The organism is Pseudomonas sp. Irchel s3f19 (genome assembly GCF_900187555.1).
Lineage (GTDB): Bacteria > Pseudomonadota > Gammaproteobacteria > Pseudomonadales > Pseudomonadaceae > Aquipseudomonas > Aquipseudomonas capeferrum.
This window is the reverse complement of sequence record NZ_FYDW01000003.1, coordinates 112,939-128,394: the sequence shown is the minus strand read 5'-3', so window position 1 is coordinate 128,394 and position 15,456 is coordinate 112,939. Positions and strand designations below refer to the sequence as shown.

The following is a 15,456-nucleotide window of genomic DNA, read 5'->3' as shown; positions in this document are numbered from 1 at the left end:
GACGAGAAGCCGATAATTGTCCTCTTTCGCAGGTTTTAGAACAACCACCGTTCGCTATTGTCGTGCAGGAGCGGCCTTGCGTCGCGAAAGGGCTGCGCAGCGGCCCCGGCAATATCTCTGACAAACCTGAAAACCTGGGGCCGCTACGCACCCCTTTCGCGACCCAAGGCCGCCCCCACAGGCCACCCCCACACAGGTGGCGGAACCTGGGCGCCCCTGCCATGGTCGCAGTTAAGCAAATGCTTCGCAGGTGGGTTTGCCCCCGCGCTTGTGTCATCATGCTCCGACCGCCGGTGAGTCCTTTTAAGCCTTTCTATGAACAGACACTACGCACTGCTGCTTGCCTTCGCCCTGCTCCAGGGTTGCCAGAGCCTGGCCCCGCAAAAAGCCGAGCCACCCGTTGCCGAGGCCGGCAAGGGCGAGGCCGAAAAACCCGTGGTGTACGGTTCGTTCAAGCAAGACACCCTATATAGCCTGTTGGTGGCGGAGCTGGCCGGCCAGCGCAACCGCTTCGACATCGCCCTGGCCAACTACGCCGACCAGGCCGAAAAAACCCAGGACCCTGGCGTTTCCGAACGCGCCTACCGCATCGCCGAGTACCTCGGCGCCGACGAGCCGGCCCTGGAAAACGCCTTGATCTGGGCCCGCAACGACCCGGACAACCTCGACGCCCAGCGCGCCGCCGCCATCCAGCTGGCCCGCGCCGGTCGCTACGACGATGCTATGGTCTACATGGAAAAAGTCCTGCAAGGCCAGGGCGATACCCATTTCGACTTCCTCGCCCTGTCGGCCGCCGAGACCGACCAGAGCACCCGCGACGGCTTGCTGCAGAGCTTCGAACGCCTGCTCGTCAAGTACCCGGAAAACAGCCAGCTGGTGTTCGGCAAAGCGCTCCTGCTGAACCAGGACGGCAAGGCCGAAGAAGCGCTCGAACTGCTCGAGGAGCACCCGCCGCAAAATGGCGAGATCGCCCCGATTCTGCTGCGTGCCCGCCTGCTGCAAGCGCTCGACCGCGGCAAAGAGGCGCTGCCCCTGCTGCGTGGCGCGATCCGCGACAACCCGGATGACAAACGCCTGCGCCTGACCTACGCCCGTACCCTGGTCGAGCAGGACCGCATCGCCGATGCCAAGGGGGAGTTCATCAGCCTGGTCCAGCAGTACCCCGAGGATGACGAGCTGCGCTACTCGCTGGCACTGGTATGCCTGGAAAACAAAGACTGGGATGAAGCCGAGGGCTACCTGCAGGAGCTGGTCGAACGCGACAGCAACGTCGACGCCGCCCACCTGAACCTGGGCCGCATCCGCGAGGAGCGCCACGACCCCGAAGGCGCCTTGCGCGAATACGCCCTGGTCGGCACCGGCCCCGACTACCTGCCGGCGCAGCTGCGCCAGGCCGACATCCTGATTGCCAACGGCCGCGGCACCGAGGCTTCGCGCCTGCTCGCCGAAGCCCGCGAGGCCCAGCCGGACTACGCCATCCAGCTGTACCTGATCGAATCGGAAAGCTACAGCAACAACAACAAGGACGCCCAGGCCAACCAGGTGCTGCAACAAGGCATCCAGCGTTACCCGGACGACCTCAACCTGCTGTATACCCGCGCCATGCTGGCCGAAAAGCGTGATGACCTGCCGCAGATGGAGAAAGACCTGCGCGCCATCATCGACCGCGAGCCGGAAAACGCCATGGCCCTGAACGCCCTGGGCTACACCCTGGCCGACCGCACCACCCGCTACGCCGAGGCCAAGGCGCTGATCGACAAGGCCCACCAGCTCACCCCGGATGACCCGGCGGTGCTCGACAGCCTGGGCTGGATCGCCTACCGCCAGGGCAACCTGGACGAAGCCGAAGGCTACCTGCGCCAGGCCCTGGAACGCTTCCCCGACCACGAAGTGGCTGCGCACCTGGGCGAAGTCCTGTGGGCCAACGGCAAGCGCCGCGAAGCCCGCCAGGTCTGGGCCAAGGCCTTCGAAGCCCAGCCCGATAGCCCCATCCTGCGCAAGACCGTACTGCGCCTGACCGGATCAGAGACCCTTTAACGCCATGTTCCTGCGCCATTGCATCACCTTCACCCTGATTGCCCTGCTCGCGGGCTGTGCCGGCTTCGGTAGCCGTGAAGCCCTGCAGGGCCATGGCGACCCGCAGCAGTGGCGCCAGCACAAAGCGCAACTCAGCACCCTCGACGGCTGGCAGATCAGCGGCAAGGTCGGCATCCGCGCCCCGCGCGATTCCGGCAGCGGCACGCTGTTCTGGTTGCAGCGCCAGGACTACTACGACATCCGCCTGGCCGGGCCATTGGGCCGTGGCGCTGCCCGCCTGACCGGCCGCCCCGGCGGCGTGGTGCTGGAAGTGGCCAACCAGGGCCGCTACGAAGCCACCAGCCCGGAAGCACTGCTGGAAGAACAACTGGGCTGGCAACTGCCGGTTTCGCACCTGGTCTGGTGGGTACGCGGCCTGCCCGCGCCCGACAGCAAGAGCCAGCTGACCCTGGACGGCGACAGCCGCCTGGCCAGCCTGCAACAGGATGGCTGGCAGGTGCAGTACCTGAGCTATACCGAGCAGAACGGCTACTGGTTGCCCGAGCGCCTGAAACTGCACGGCAAGGACCTCGACGTGACGTTGGTGGTCAAGGACTGGCAGCCGCGCCAGCTGGGGCACTGATCGATGACCACCCTTACCCTGCCCGCCCCGGCCAAGCTCAACCTGTGGCTGCACATCATCGGCCGCCGCCCGGACGGTTACCACGAGCTGGAAACCGTCTTCCAGTTTCTCGACCATGGCGACGAGCTGAGCTTCGCCCTGCGTGAAGACGGCGTGATCCGCCTGCACACCGAAATCGAGGCGGTGCCCCACGACAGCAACCTGATCGTGCGTGCCGCGCGCAAATTGCAGGAACAATCCGGCACCCGCCTTGGCGCCGACATCTGGCTGACCAAGGTCTTGCCCATGGGCGGTGGCATCGGCGGCGGCAGCTCGGACGCCGCGACCACGCTGCTGGCGCTGGCGCACTTGTGGCAGCTGGACTGGGATGAAGATCGCCTGGCCGGCCTGGGCCTGACCCTCGGTGCCGACGTGCCGGTGTTCGTGCGCGGCCACGCGGCGTTCGCCCAGGGTGTGGGCGAGCAACTGACCCCGGTCGACCCGATCGAGCCCTGGTATGTCGTGCTGGTGCCGCAAGTGTCTGTCAGTACTGTAGAAATTTTTTCACATCCGCAGTTGACACGTGATTCCCTCCCCCTTAAGATGCGCCCCGTTCCCGAGGGAAACAGTCGAAATGACTGCCAACCGGTGGTAGAGCAGAGTTACCCAGAAGTTCGCAATGCGTTGAATTCACTGGGCAAATTCACTGAAGCTCGATTAACCGGCACTGGAAGTTGTGTGTTTGGGGCCTTCCCAAGCAAAGCCGAAGCTGATAAAGTTCTGGCCCTTCTTTCAGCGACCCAAACAGGGTTTGTGGCGAAAGGAAGCAATGTTTCGATGTTGCATCGCAAGCTGCAAAGTCTGGTCAAGAAGTCGAGTGCCTAGCGCTCGCAGCAACAGATACAGGGGCGTCGCCAAGCGGTAAGGCAGCAGGTTTTGATCCTGCCATGCGTTGGTTCGAATCCAGCCGCCCCTGCCATTTTCCTATACTCATCCAGGTATACCCTCAGCCTTCAGGTACTGCGCGTGTCCAAGATGATGGTCTTTACGGGGAACGCTAACCCCGATCTGGCTCGGCGTGTCGTACGTCAGCTGCATATCCCTCTCGGTGACGTCTCTGTCGGTAAATTCTCCGACGGCGAGATCAGCACTGAGATCAATGAAAATGTCCGCGGTAAAGACGTCTTCATTATTCAGCCGACCTGTGCCCCGACCAACGATAACCTGATGGAACTGGTAGTGATGGCCGACGCCTTCCGCCGCTCCTCAGCATCCCGAATCACCGCCGTGATTCCTTACTTCGGATACGCCCGCCAGGACCGCCGTCCGCGTTCGGCACGTGTAGCCATCAGCGCCAAAGTTGTCGCTGACATGCTCACTGTCGTGGGTATCGACCGTGTACTCACCGTCGACCTGCACGCTGACCAGATCCAGGGTTTCTTCGATATCCCAGTCGACAACATCTACGGCTCGCCCGTATTGGTCGACGATATCGAAGACCAGCGTTTCGAGAACCTGATGATCGTCTCCCCGGACATCGGTGGTGTCGTGCGCGCACGTGCCGTCGCCAAGTCCCTGGGTGTCGATCTGGGTATCATCGACAAACGCCGCGAGAAGGCTAACCACTCCGAGGTGATGCACATCATCGGCGACGTCGAAGGGCGCACTTGCATCCTGGTAGACGACATGGTCGACACCGCCGGCACCCTGTGCCACGCGGCCAAAGCCCTGAAAGAACACGGCGCTGCCAAGGTTTACGCCTATTGCACGCACCCTGTCCTGTCGGGCCGCGCGATCGAGAACATCGAGAAGTCGGTACTGGACGAGCTGGTGGTGACCAACACCGTTCCGCTGTCCGCCGCTGCTCAAGCCTGTGACCGTATCCGCCAGCTGGATATCGCACCGGTTGTCGCTGAAGCGGTACGCCGCATCAGCAACGAAGAATCGATCAGCGCGATGTTCCGCTAAGCGGAACACGTGTTGATGTGAAGCGCCCCGCCCCAGCATTTGTTGGGGCGGGGCTTTTTTGCCATTCCCGTTGGCGCTGGTCGCAAACGCCCTCGGGAGGCTATTTTGGAGAAACAAAATGACTGATTTCACGCTGAACGCCAAAGTGCGTACTGACCTGGGGAAAGGTGCGAGCCGCCGCCTGCGTCACTCGCTGAGCATCCCTGCCGTTGTCTACGGTGGCGATAAAGAAGCGCAATCCCTGACCATCGTGTCGAAGGAAATCGCCAAGCTGTTCGAAAACGAAGCTGCCTACAGCCACGTGATCGAGCTGAACGTTGACGGCGCCAAGCAAAACGTCATCGTCAAGGCCATGCAGCGTCACCCAGCCAAGCAATTCATCATGCACGCTGACTTCGTTCGCGTCGTTGCTGGCCAGAAGCTGACTGCCAAGGTTCCGGTTCACTTCATCGGCGAAGAAGCGCCGATCAAGAAAGGCGGCGAGATCTCCCACGTTGTTTCCGAGATCGAAGTTTCCTGCGAAGCCAAAGACCTGCCTGAGTTCATCGAAGTTGACCTGGCTAACGCTGAAGTCGGCACCATCATCCACCTGTCGGACCTGAAAGCTCCGAAAGGCGTAGAGTTCGTCGCTCTGGCCCACGGTGATGACAAGGCTGTTGCCAACGTTCACGCGCCACGCGTTGCTCCAGAAGCAGAAGGCGCTGCCGAGTAATCCACTCGCACGCCGGTGTTGATCGGGTTACAGTGCCGCGCGCGCTGTAACCCACCAACTCCAAGGAAGAGCCCCTGACGTGACCGCCATCCAGTTGATCGTTGGCCTGGGTAACCCCGGCCCCGAATACGAACAGACCCGGCATAACGCAGGGGCTCTTTTCGTTGAACGCATTGCCAGCGCCCAGCGCGTCTCGCTGACCGCTGACCGCAAGTATTTCGGCCTGACGGCTAAATTCAGCCATCAGGGCAACGACGTTCGTCTGCTCATCCCCACCACCTACATGAACCGTAGCGGCCAGTCCGTGGCGGCCTTGGCCAATTTCTTCCGCATCAAGCCGGAAGCAATTCTGGTGGCGCATGACGAACTCGACCTGCCTCCGGGCGTCGCCAAGCTTAAACGCGGCGGCGGCCATGGCGGGCACAACGGCCTGCGCGACATCATCGCGCAGCTCGGCAACCAGAACGACTTCCACCGCCTGCGGCTTGGCATCGGCCACCCGGGTGACGCCAAACTGGTCTCCAACTTCGTCCTGGGCCGCGCGCCGCGCGCCGAGCAGGAGAAGCTCGACGCCAGCATCGATTTTGCCCTCGGCGTGCTGCCAGATGTCCTCGCTGGCGATTTCGCCAAGGCGATGCGCGAGCTGCACAGCCAGAAGGCCTGATTTCCTAGAGAGGGAATACCCATGGGTTTCAATTGCGGCATCGTCGGCCTGCCCAACGTCGGCAAGTCCACCCTGTTCAACGCCTTGACCAAGTCCGGCATCGCGGCGGAGAACTTCCCTTTCTGCACCATCGAGCCGAACAGCGGCATCGTGCCGATGCCCGACGCGCGTCTGGCTGCCCTGGCAGAGATCGTCAAGCCTAACCGCATCCTGCCGACCACCATGGAATTCGTCGACATCGCCGGCCTGGTGGCAGGCGCATCGAAAGGTGAAGGCCTGGGCAACAAGTTCCTCGCCAACATCCGCGAGACCGACGCCATCGCCCACGTGGTGCGCTGCTTCGAAGACGAGAACGTGATCCACGTTTCCAACAGCGTCGACCCCAAGCGTGACATCGAGATCATCGACCTCGAACTGATCTTCGCCGACCTCGACAGCTGCGAGAAGCAACTGCAGAAGGTTGCCCGCAACGCCAAGGGTGGCGACAAGGAAGCCCTGGCGCAAAAGGCCATCCTGGAAAAGCTGATCCCGCACTTCACCGAAGGCAAGCCTGCACGCAGCCTGATGAAGCACATGGCTGACGACGAGAAGGCCGTCATCCGTGGCTTCCACCTGCTGACCAGCAAGCCGGTGATGTACATCGCCAACGTCGCTGAAGACGGCTTCGACAACAACCCGCACCTGGACGTGGTCAAGGCCATCGCCGAGGAAGAAGGCGCGGTCGTGGTACCGGTGTGCAACAAGATCGAAGCCGAAATCGCCGAGCTGGACGACGGTGAAGAGAAGGACATGTTCCTCGAGGCCCTGGGCCTGGAAGAGCCTGGCCTGAACCGCGTGATCCGCGCCGGTTACGAGCTGCTGAACCTGCAGACCTACTTCACTGCCGGCGTGCAGGAAGTACGCGCCTGGACCGTGCGCATTGGCGCCACCGCGCCACAGGCTGCTGGCGTGATCCACACCGACTTCGAAAAAGGCTTCATCCGCGCTGAAGTAGTGGCGTATGACGACTTCATCCAGTTCAAGGGTGAAAGTGGCGCCAAGGAAGCCGGCAAGTGGCGTTTGGAAGGTAAGGACTACATCGTCAAAGACGGCGATGTGATGCACTTCCGCTTCAACGTCTGACGCTCAGCGTTTGCCTGTCAACAAAAGCCTCCGTATGGGGGCTTTTGTGTTTCTGTTGTCCCGTTCGCCCCTATCCCCCTCAGTGCGCCCACTGCCGCGCCCTGCGCCTGTCGATCCAGATCAGCAAGACGCTGGCATACACCGAGACAGCCAAGAACAGCGCCATGCGCACCGCAAAGGCCCGGTACACGTCCTGCCCTGCCGCGCTGTCTTGCACCGACTGCCCCAGCAGAATCAGCATCGTGGTCAGGCAACTGACCCAGTAAGCAGGGCCGTGCCGCGTCGCCACCGCCCGGTAGAGCCGCCGGGCCTGCCAGAGGGTGAACAGCAACACCCACAGAAAAAACATCCACAGGTGCACGAACAGGCTCAAGGCACTCCACAGCAGGATCGCCAGCAGCCCGGCTAGCAGGGTCGAACCAATCAGCTCTCGGCTGGCATTGCGGGCATGGGTTTCGCCGGCCTGCTGGCCCAGGCTCACCGACTTCATGATCAGCGGCATGAATGCATCCGGGGCAATCAGCGCCAGCAAGAACGCCGGCATGACGATCAGCGTGGCACGCAGCGCAACCCAACTGGCACGCGCGCTGGGGAGCGGTGGCGGGGACGGTTGCGCGGGGGCATCGACAGGTTCGGGAAACAGTACATGCGCCAGCGCCGTGCCCAGCGCCGCCAACAGCATGCCTTTGGCTAACGCCTCGACCACCGACAGCGCCAAGGTGAAATCATGGGTGCCGGCTGCGGCGATCATGGTCAGGCCGATCACCAGCAAGTTCGCCACCAGGCCATTGCCGCCCTTGAGCGCGTAACGCAGCACCAGAAACACCCCAACGCCGACCAACAGCACCCCACTCACCGGGGCATGGCGCAGCAGTGGAATCAGCAACAAGCCGCTGCCACAACTGAGCAGCACCAGCACCGCCAACGCCGGTGCCGCGCGCAACGGCAGCGGCTGGCTGCGGGTGGCTAACAGCAGCACCGCAAACACCGGGGCCAGGATCGGCACGGGCAGGCCGATGCCGAAGCTGACCGCCAGGCACAGCGCCACGCCCCAGGCCAGGCGTAGCGCCCGCAGGCGCCGCCACTCAATAGGCATACGACAGCCAGCTCATCAGCCACATGAACACGCGGCCCAGCACGTTCAGCGGGTTGCCCTCGCTGGGCAGCGCCATGACTTCGGCCTGGCCGCCGACCCGCAACCCGGTCTTGTCCTCCAGCTGGTCACGGTCCAGCTCGACGATCACCGGAAAACGCTGCGCCGAGCGCAGCCACTCGCGGCTGTTCTGCACGCTCGGCAGGGTACCCGGCGGGCTGCCCTGCCCCACGCTGACGCCATACCCAATGCTGCGTATGCGCCCCTTCAGCACGACCCCCGGCAGTGCATCGAGCACCACCAGCACCGCTGTACCGGAGCGCAGGCGGCCGAGGTTGTTTTCGGTCATGTCGGCGCTGATCCACACGTCATGGATCGCGATCAGGGTCATCATCGGGCTGCCGGCCGCCACATAATGGCCAACGTCTGTGCGCAGGTCAGTGATCAAACCGTTGGCATCGGCGCGCACCACGGTGCGGGCCAGATCCAGGCGGGCCTTTTCAACATTCGCCGCAGCGCTGCGCAACTGGGCGTTGTCTGCCTGTGAACCGCCCTGCTGTTCACGTGCCCGCTCGACTTCGGCACGGGCCGCCGCCACCTGGCTGATGGCTTGGTCGCGCGTGGCCTGGGCCCCTTCCAGGCGGCGCACCGACACCGTGCCTGGGTCTTCCTCGATCAGCCGCTTGAGCCGCTCGGCATCCTGGCGCGCCTTGCGCTCGTTGGCCTGGGCCGCCAGCAACGCCGCCTTGGCCGAATCGATGCCGGCGGTGTTGGCGCCGATCTGCCTGCGCACGGTATCAAGGTCGGCCTCGGCGCGAGCCAGCGCAATGCGGTATTGCGCCGGGTCCAGCTCGAACAGCACCGCGCCTTGGCGTACCTCCTGATTGTTGCCCACGGCCACACGCTTCACCGGGCCAGCCACCTCGGCGCTCACCGGCACCACATAGGCTTGCAGGCGGGCCTGCTGGGTGTAAGGCGTGAAACGGTCTGCCAGCAAGTACCAGAGCAGGCTTATGGCAATCAGCAGCAATACCCAGCGCATGCCACGATCAGGCGCTTGCGGGGGCGGTGTTTGCGGGGCGTCGCTCATTTCGGTTCACCGGGTTGCTGTGCGGTAGGGGGTGGCGCGTCCAGCAGGTCTCCCCAATCGGTGCGTTGCTGCATCTGTCGACGCGTGGCCGGGTCGACCGCTGCACGGCCTGGCTGCCAACCGCCGCCCAGGGCCTTGTACAAGCTCACCACGCTGCTGACGGCATTGCCGCGGCTGACCAGGTAACCGTCTTGTTGCTGCAGCAGCAGTTGCTGGGCATCGAGCACCCGCTGGAAGTCGGCAAAGCCTTCGCGGTATTGTGAGGTGGCCAGGCTCAGCGAGCGCTGCGCGGCTTGCGAGGCCTGGTCGCGAATACCCGCGCTCTGCAACGAGCGCACCAGGCCGCTGGCTGCATCGTCGGCCTCGCGGGCGGCTTCGCGCACGCCCTGCTGATACAGCTCGATCAGTTGCTGCAAGCGGGCATCCTCCACGCGCACGGCGTTCTTGCGCCGGCCATAGTCGAACGGGTTCCAGATCAGGCCTGGGCCAGCGGCGAGGTCGAAACTGTCGGGCAGGTGGCTGGCCGTCACGAAGCTCCAGCCGATGCTGCCCAGCAGGCTCAGCTGTGGATAAAGGTCCGCTTCGGCCACGCCCACCAGCGCCGACTGCGCCGCGACGGCCTGCTCGGCGGCACGGATGTCCGGGCGTCGCAGCAACAAACGGGCGGGAACGTCTTGCAACAGTGCCCGGTCTGGCAGTGGTAACTGCCCGTAACGAGGTTGCAACTCCGGCAGCGGCCCCGGTGGCCGCCCAAGCAGCGAACACAACACGTTGCGCAGGGCATTGAGTTGGTTTTCGAACTCGGGGATGGTCGCCTGCGTCGCCAGGTACTGGGTGCGTGCCTGCTGCCAGTCGAGCTCATCATGCTCGCCATGGCGGAACAACCGCTCGGTGATCTCGAGGCTGCGCGCCTGGCGCTTGGCGTTTTCCTCGGCAATGGCCAGCCGCGCCTCGGCGGTACGCAAGGCAAAATAGGTGTCGGCCACCTGTGCACGCAACAACAGCATGGCATCGGCGTAGTTGGCCTCGGAGGCAAAGTACAGGGCATCGGCCGCCTCGATGGCACGGCTGAAGCGCCCCCAGAAGTCGATCTCCCAACCAATGTCGAAGCCCACGCTGGACTGCCAGAACACCGAATCACGAGCGTTGGCGGTACCGGACTGGTCCTGCTTGAGGTAGAGGCTTTGCGCGCGCAACTGCTGCAGTTGTGGATAACGCCCGGTCTGCACGATGGCCAGTTGCGCACGTGCCTCGGCGACGCGCAGCCCAGCCACGCGCAGGTTGGTGTTGTGCGCATCGGCTTGGGCGATCAGGGCATCCAGTGTCGGGTCGGCGAACACCGCCCACCACTGGCGAAAATCCGGCGCCGCGGCGCTACGGCTGGCCTGCTCCAGCAGCGGGGTGCTCCAGGTGTCCAGCCAGGGCGATTGCGCCGGCGGGTAGTCCGGTCCGACCTGCGTACAGCCTGCCAGCAAAGCCACCAGGCACAGTGCGCGGCGCCAGCGAGGTCCGGGCATGCCAGGCCCCGGCTCAAGCCGACGGTTCGGCAGGGTCTTCCGGCACCTGCAACGCCACCCACTGCCAGAACAGCACATAGGTCACGCCCAGAATCACCGGGCCGATGAACAGGCCAATGATGCCTTTGACCACCATGCCGCCCAGCGCACCGATCAGCACCACTGGCATCGGCACATCCACGCCGCGCCCCAGCAACAGCGGCTTGAGCACGTTGTCGGCAAGGCCGGCGACGAAGGTGTAGATGGCAAACACGATGGTCGCGACGGTGAAGCCTTCGGCATGGAATACATAGGCGATGACCGGTAGCGTGATCAGCGTGGCCGGCGCCTGGGCGATGCCCAGCATAAGGATGGCGATTGCCAGGATCCCCGCGCCCGGCACACCCTTGACCACAAAACCTACGCCTATCAGCAGCATCTGGATGAAGGCGATGCCGATCACACCCTGGGCGACGGCGCGAATGGTGGCGGTGCACAGCCTTGCAATGGGCTTGCCGCGCGACTCACCTGAAACCCGAATGGCAATGCGCTGCGCCGCCACTTCGCCGCGCTCGCCGAAGGCCATGATCACCCCCGAGATGATGATCGCCGCGATGAACATCAAGAATGCACCCCCGGCACTGGCAGCGGCGCCCAACAATACACGCCCGGCATCCTTGAGCTGCGGCATCACACTGTTGAGCACCCCGCTCAAGCTCTCGGAAGCCGCCAGCCACAAGGTATACACGCGCGGCCCGATCAGCGGCCAGGTGGCCACCGACTCCGAAGGCGTCGGCACGCTCCAGGCACCGCTTTTGAGCAGTGTCACCAAGCCGTCCACCGACTCGCTGATCGACACCACCACCAGGTAGATCGGCACCAGCAACACCACCAGCACCAAAAGCACCACCAGCGTTGCCGCATAGCCGTCCTTGAGCCCCGTGCCGCGTTTGATGCGCTGGTGCAGCGGGTACAGGGTCACCGCCAGGATCACCGCCCACAGCATCAATTCCAGAAAGGGCTGAAACACCTGGAAGGCGAAGATCACCAGGGCAGCCACCAGGCCTGCCTTGATCAATACATCGAGCAGGCCCCGCGACAGGGCACTGTCCAGCTTGAAACTCGGCTGCATGCTTCACCTCCGCACATTCATTTTGCCAACGGGTGCAGTTCAGTGGTCGGTTTGACGCTCAGGCGGGGACGCCTCAGCGTCGCTCAACTGCCGTGTCAGGCCCATCATCACCAGCGGTACCACGGCCATCGACAAGGTGATGGCCAGCACCAGCAGGTCGTGAACCTGCTGCTCCAATACCTGGTGCTCACGCGCCAGTTTGAACACCACGAAAGCAAACTCGCCGCCCGACGCCAGCACCACGCCCAGGCACAGCGCCTGGGCGCGGTTCAACCCGCCGGCCCTGCGGCCCAGGGCAACCAACAGTGGCAGCTTGATGCCCACCAGCAGCAGCGTGAGCCCAAGCACGGCCAAGGGCATGCCGAACAACAGGCGCAAGTCTGCACTCATGCCCACGCCGACAAAGAACAGCCCGAGCAGCAACCCTTTGAGCGGCTCGATCTGGGTTTCCAGTTCGTGGCGAAACGGCGACTCGGCCATCAATACGCCGGCCAGGAATGCGCCAAGGGCCATCGATATGCCTACATGCTCCATCACCCAGGCGGTGCCCAACACCACCAGCAACGCAGTAGCCGTGGACAGCTCCGGCAACCCGGAGCCGACTGTCCATTTGAAAATCGGGGTCATCAAGTAGCGGCCGCCGATAATGATCACGCCGATGCCGAGCGCCACGGCCAGCAGCGGCCAGTTGCCTTCATCTGCATGGCTGACATCACCGCCAAGCAAGGGCACTACGGCAATCAGGGGGATGGCGGCGATGTCCTGGAATAGCAGAATCGCCACAGCCAGTCGGCCGTGGGGCTTGCCCAGGTCCTTGCGCTCGGCGAGCACCTGCAAGCCGAACGCCGTGGATGACAGCGCAAGCCCCAGCCCCAGCACGATGGCCGCCGGCTTCGACTGGCCAAATACCCCATAGGCGAGCAGGCCAAGTGCGGCGGCGGTCAGCCCGACCTGCAGCGAGCCGATGCCGAAAAGGGCGCGGCGCATGGTCCACAGGCGGCGGGGCGAGAGCTCAAGGCCGATCACGAACAGCAGCATCACCACGCCCATCTCCGACAGGCGGGCGACGTTGTCCGGGTTGCCCAGCAAGCCGAGCACCGAGGGGCCGATCAGGATGCCGGCCAGCAGATAGCCAGGCACTGCCCCCAGTTTCAAACGTTGCGCCAGTGGCACCAGAAGCACCACGGCCAGCAGGAACACCACCGTCGCCTGCAGCAGGCTGCCGTCATGTGGCATAGGATTTCATCCTTTAGGCTCCCCGCAAGGAGGGGGTCAGAAGCGCTCTTCAACCACCTTGAACGGGTAGGCCACCGCCTTGTACTTGCCGACCTTGCCGCGCTTGGGCAACTTCACGACCTGGTCGCGGGTGATGTCCTTGTAGGGAATGCGAGTGAGCAGGTGGCTGATGATGTTCAGCCGCGCCCGCCGCTTGTCGTTGGAATGGGCCATGAACCAGGGTGCCCAGGAGGAATCCGAGGCGGCGAACATCGCGTCGCGCGCCTTGGTGTAATCATCCCAGCGGCTATACGACTTCAGGTCCATGGGTGACAGCTTCCACAGCTTGCGCCCATCGCTGATGCGGTCCTGCAGGCGGCGGGTCTGCTCTTCGGCGCTCACTTCCAGCCAGTACTTGATCAGGATGATCCCCGACTCGACCATCATCTTCTCGAACAGCGGCACCACCATGAGGAATTTGTCGGCTTGTTCATCGCTGCAAAAGCCCATCACCCGCTCGACGCCGGCGCGGTTGTACCAACTGCGGTCAAAGATCACCACTTCGCCCGCAGCGGGCAGATGGCCCAGGTAGCGTTGCACGTACATCTGCGACTTTTCCCGCTCGGTCGGTGCCGGCAGCGCCACCACACGGAATACTCGCGGGCTGACACGCTCGGTGAGGGCCTTGATGGTCCCACCCTTGCCCGCGCCGTCCCGGCCTTCAAAGACGATGCACACCTTCAGGCCCTTGGCCACGACCCATTCCTGCAGCTTCACCAACTCGACGTGAAGCTGCTTGAGCGCCTTCTCGTAGGCCTTGCCGCCCAACTTTTCCGGCTGTGCCTGTGGGGTCTTCTTCCTGGCTGACTTCGACATGGGTCGCTCCCGGCGGCGAATGAAGGTTCAGTATGGTCGATCCACGGGGGTTTGCCGCTTCGCTTGCTACCACAGCACCGCCCCCCTTTGGAGAGGGCGGACAATGGCCGGGTTATTTGGCCAGCTTGTTGTAACTGGTCATCAGGTTGCGGTAGTCGGGAATGTGGTTGGCGAACAACGTCCCCAGCCCTTCAACGTCGTTGCGCCAGTCGCGGTGCAGCTCGCAGGCCACACCGAACCAGGTCATCAGTTGCGCCCCGGCGGCCTCCATGCGGCGCCATGCCGAATCGCGGGTCAACTCGTTGAAGGTGCCAGAGGCGTCGGTGACGACGAAGACCTCGAAGCCCTCCTCAAGGGCCGACAGTGCCGGGAACGCCACGCACACTTCGGTCACCACACCAGCGATCAGCAGTTGCTTCTTGCCCGTGGCCTTGACGGCCTTGACGAAGTCTTCGTTGTCCCAGGCGTTGATGTTACCGGGGCGGGCAATGTAGGGGGCGTCGGGGAACTGCTCTTTGAGCTCGGGGACCAGCGGGCCATTGGGGCCGGTTTCGAAGCTGGTGGTGAGGATGGTCGGCAGCTTGAAGTACTTGGCCAGGTCCGACAGGGCCAGAACGTTGTTCTTGAAACGGTCCGGGTCGATATCCCGTACCAGCGAAAGCAGGCCGGTCTGGTGATCGACCAGCAGGACTGCGACGTTGTTCTTGTCCAGACGCGTGTATTGGAAGGCCATGGTGGAGCTCCTTGCATCAGTGGATAGGGAGTATCAGCGTAGGCAAGGATGAGCGACTGCGGTAACCGTCAGTCGGGTCCGTTCTTGAGATCGAGCGCCGCCCACGCGGCGCTCGATCTCATAGGCGCCAAAACAGCCAAGGCGAGCCCCCACCGCTCACTTCACAATTTCCTGAACTGATTATTTGCCCCCAGCGATTTTTCCCCTCGCCCACCGCCACCAGAATCGCTCACCACAATCACAAAAACCGTGAGGCCACTCCCGTGGACCAGACACTCCAGGTACGGCAGGCCGCCGCCGACCTCGTCGATGCCTTTGCCAGCAACGACACCGCTCGCTACTTCGCCTGCTTCAGCGAAGACGCCACCTTCCTCTTCCACACCTTGGCCCAGCCGCTGTTGTCGCGCCGCGACTATGAAGACCTCTGGGCCCAGTGGCAGGCCGAAGGCTTCGCCGTGCTGGCGTGTGAATCGGGCAATGCCCAGGTGAGCCTGCAAGGCGACGTGGCGATCTTCATGCACGATGTGGCCACGCATATCCGTATCGCCGGTGACGAACACCAGCTGGCTGAACGCGAGACCATCGTGTTCCGCCGCCACGGCGAACGCTGGCTGGCCTGCCATGAGCACCTGTCGGTCGTCACCACCGCCTGAACCTTCTTTTGCGGCCTTGCCGCTCTGCCATCGCACCCACAATAAGGCCCGCGCACCGCGCCGG

The 15,456-nt window shown here is 63.6% G+C and carries 15 protein-coding genes and 1 tRNA gene; 9 read left to right on the top strand and 7 right to left on the bottom strand.

Translation table 11 applies throughout. The annotated features are described in order from the left end of the window. Window positions 1-315: 315 nt before the first annotated feature. From CKW22_RS08550 to ychF, 8 genes are all read left to right on the top strand, one after another. The gene (locus CKW22_RS08550; RefSeq protein WP_095064015.1) at window positions 316-2,037 is read left to right on the top strand and encodes a tetratricopeptide repeat protein; all 1,722 of its coding nucleotides are present in this window, start codon (window positions 316-318) and stop codon (window positions 2,035-2,037) included. A gap of 4 nt (window positions 2,038-2,041) precedes the next feature. Continuing rightward, window positions 2,042-2,659, top strand: a complete 618-nt coding sequence (gene lolB, locus CKW22_RS08545) for a lipoprotein insertase outer membrane protein LolB (protein ID WP_033701330.1) — start codon at window positions 2,042-2,044, stop codon at window positions 2,657-2,659. Between the two features lie 3 nt (window positions 2,660-2,662). Further along, window positions 2,663-3,523: a 4-(cytidine 5'-diphospho)-2-C-methyl-D-erythritol kinase gene (gene ispE, locus CKW22_RS08540; protein WP_033701331.1), complete on the top strand. Its 861-nt coding sequence runs from the start codon at window positions 2,663-2,665 to the stop codon at window positions 3,521-3,523. Between the two features lie 19 nt (window positions 3,524-3,542). Further along, window positions 3,543-3,617, top strand: a tRNA-Gln gene (locus tag CKW22_RS08535). 47 nt (window positions 3,618-3,664) lie between these two features. Then, window positions 3,665-4,606 (top strand): ribose-phosphate pyrophosphokinase, encoded by a 942-nt coding sequence (locus CKW22_RS08530; RefSeq protein ID WP_003247410.1) that lies wholly within the window; start codon window positions 3,665-3,667, stop codon window positions 4,604-4,606. Between the two features lie 118 nt (window positions 4,607-4,724). After that, window positions 4,725-5,318, top strand: a complete 594-nt coding sequence (locus CKW22_RS08525) for a 50S ribosomal protein L25/general stress protein Ctc (protein WP_033701332.1) — start codon at window positions 4,725-4,727, stop codon at window positions 5,316-5,318. A gap of 79 nt (window positions 5,319-5,397) precedes the next feature. Beyond that, window positions 5,398-5,982, top strand: a complete 585-nt coding sequence (pth, locus tag CKW22_RS08520; protein WP_008099045.1) for an aminoacyl-tRNA hydrolase — start codon at window positions 5,398-5,400, stop codon at window positions 5,980-5,982. A 21-nt stretch (window positions 5,983-6,003) separates the two neighbouring features. Then, entirely contained in the window at window positions 6,004-7,104 is a 1,101-nt protein-coding gene (ychF, locus tag CKW22_RS08515) for a redox-regulated ATPase YchF (protein WP_033701333.1), read from the top strand. Between the two features lie 79 nt (window positions 7,105-7,183). Here ychF and CKW22_RS08510 read toward each other — a convergent pair whose 3' ends face one another. The 7 genes from CKW22_RS08510 to ycaC form a co-directional block, all read right to left on the bottom strand. Continuing rightward, window positions 7,184-8,200, bottom strand: a complete 1,017-nt coding sequence (locus CKW22_RS08510) for a DUF2955 domain-containing protein (RefSeq protein ID WP_047582777.1) — start codon at window positions 8,198-8,200, stop codon at window positions 7,184-7,186. Continuing rightward, window positions 8,190-9,287, bottom strand: a complete 1,098-nt coding sequence (locus tag CKW22_RS08505) for an HlyD family secretion protein (protein ID WP_033701336.1) — start codon at window positions 9,285-9,287, stop codon at window positions 8,190-8,192. Before CKW22_RS08505 ends, CKW22_RS08510 begins: the two co-directional genes overlap by 11 nt. Then, window positions 9,284-10,804: an efflux transporter outer membrane subunit gene (locus CKW22_RS08500; RefSeq protein WP_095064014.1), complete on the bottom strand. Its 1,521-nt coding sequence runs from the start codon at window positions 10,802-10,804 to the stop codon at window positions 9,284-9,286. Before CKW22_RS08500 ends, CKW22_RS08505 begins: the two co-directional genes overlap by 4 nt. Window positions 10,805-10,817: 13 nt before the next feature. Further along, on the bottom strand, window positions 10,818-11,915 hold the full coding sequence (locus CKW22_RS08495) for an AI-2E family transporter (RefSeq protein ID WP_033701339.1): 1,098 nt from the start codon (window positions 11,913-11,915) through the stop codon (window positions 10,818-10,820). A 39-nt stretch (window positions 11,916-11,954) separates the two neighbouring features. Next, entirely contained in the window at window positions 11,955-13,151 is a 1,197-nt protein-coding gene (locus tag CKW22_RS08490) for a monovalent cation:proton antiporter-2 (CPA2) family protein (protein WP_033701340.1), read from the bottom strand. Between the two features lie 36 nt (window positions 13,152-13,187). Next, complete coding sequence (ppk2, locus tag CKW22_RS08485; RefSeq protein WP_033701341.1) at window positions 13,188-14,006, bottom strand: polyphosphate kinase 2; 819 nt, start codon at window positions 14,004-14,006, stop codon at window positions 13,188-13,190. 112 nt (window positions 14,007-14,118) lie between these two features. After that, window positions 14,119-14,739 carry an isochorismate family cysteine hydrolase YcaC gene (gene ycaC, locus CKW22_RS08480; RefSeq protein WP_033701343.1) on the bottom strand — a complete coding sequence of 207 codons (621 nt, stop codon included), beginning with the start codon at window positions 14,737-14,739 and terminating at the stop codon, window positions 14,119-14,121. 263 nt (window positions 14,740-15,002) lie between these two features. On the opposite strand from ycaC, the gene CKW22_RS08475 reads away from it, so the two are divergent. After that, entirely contained in the window at window positions 15,003-15,392 is a 390-nt protein-coding gene (locus CKW22_RS08475) for a nuclear transport factor 2 family protein (RefSeq protein ID WP_033701345.1), read from the top strand. Window positions 15,393-15,456: the final 64 nt, after the last annotated feature.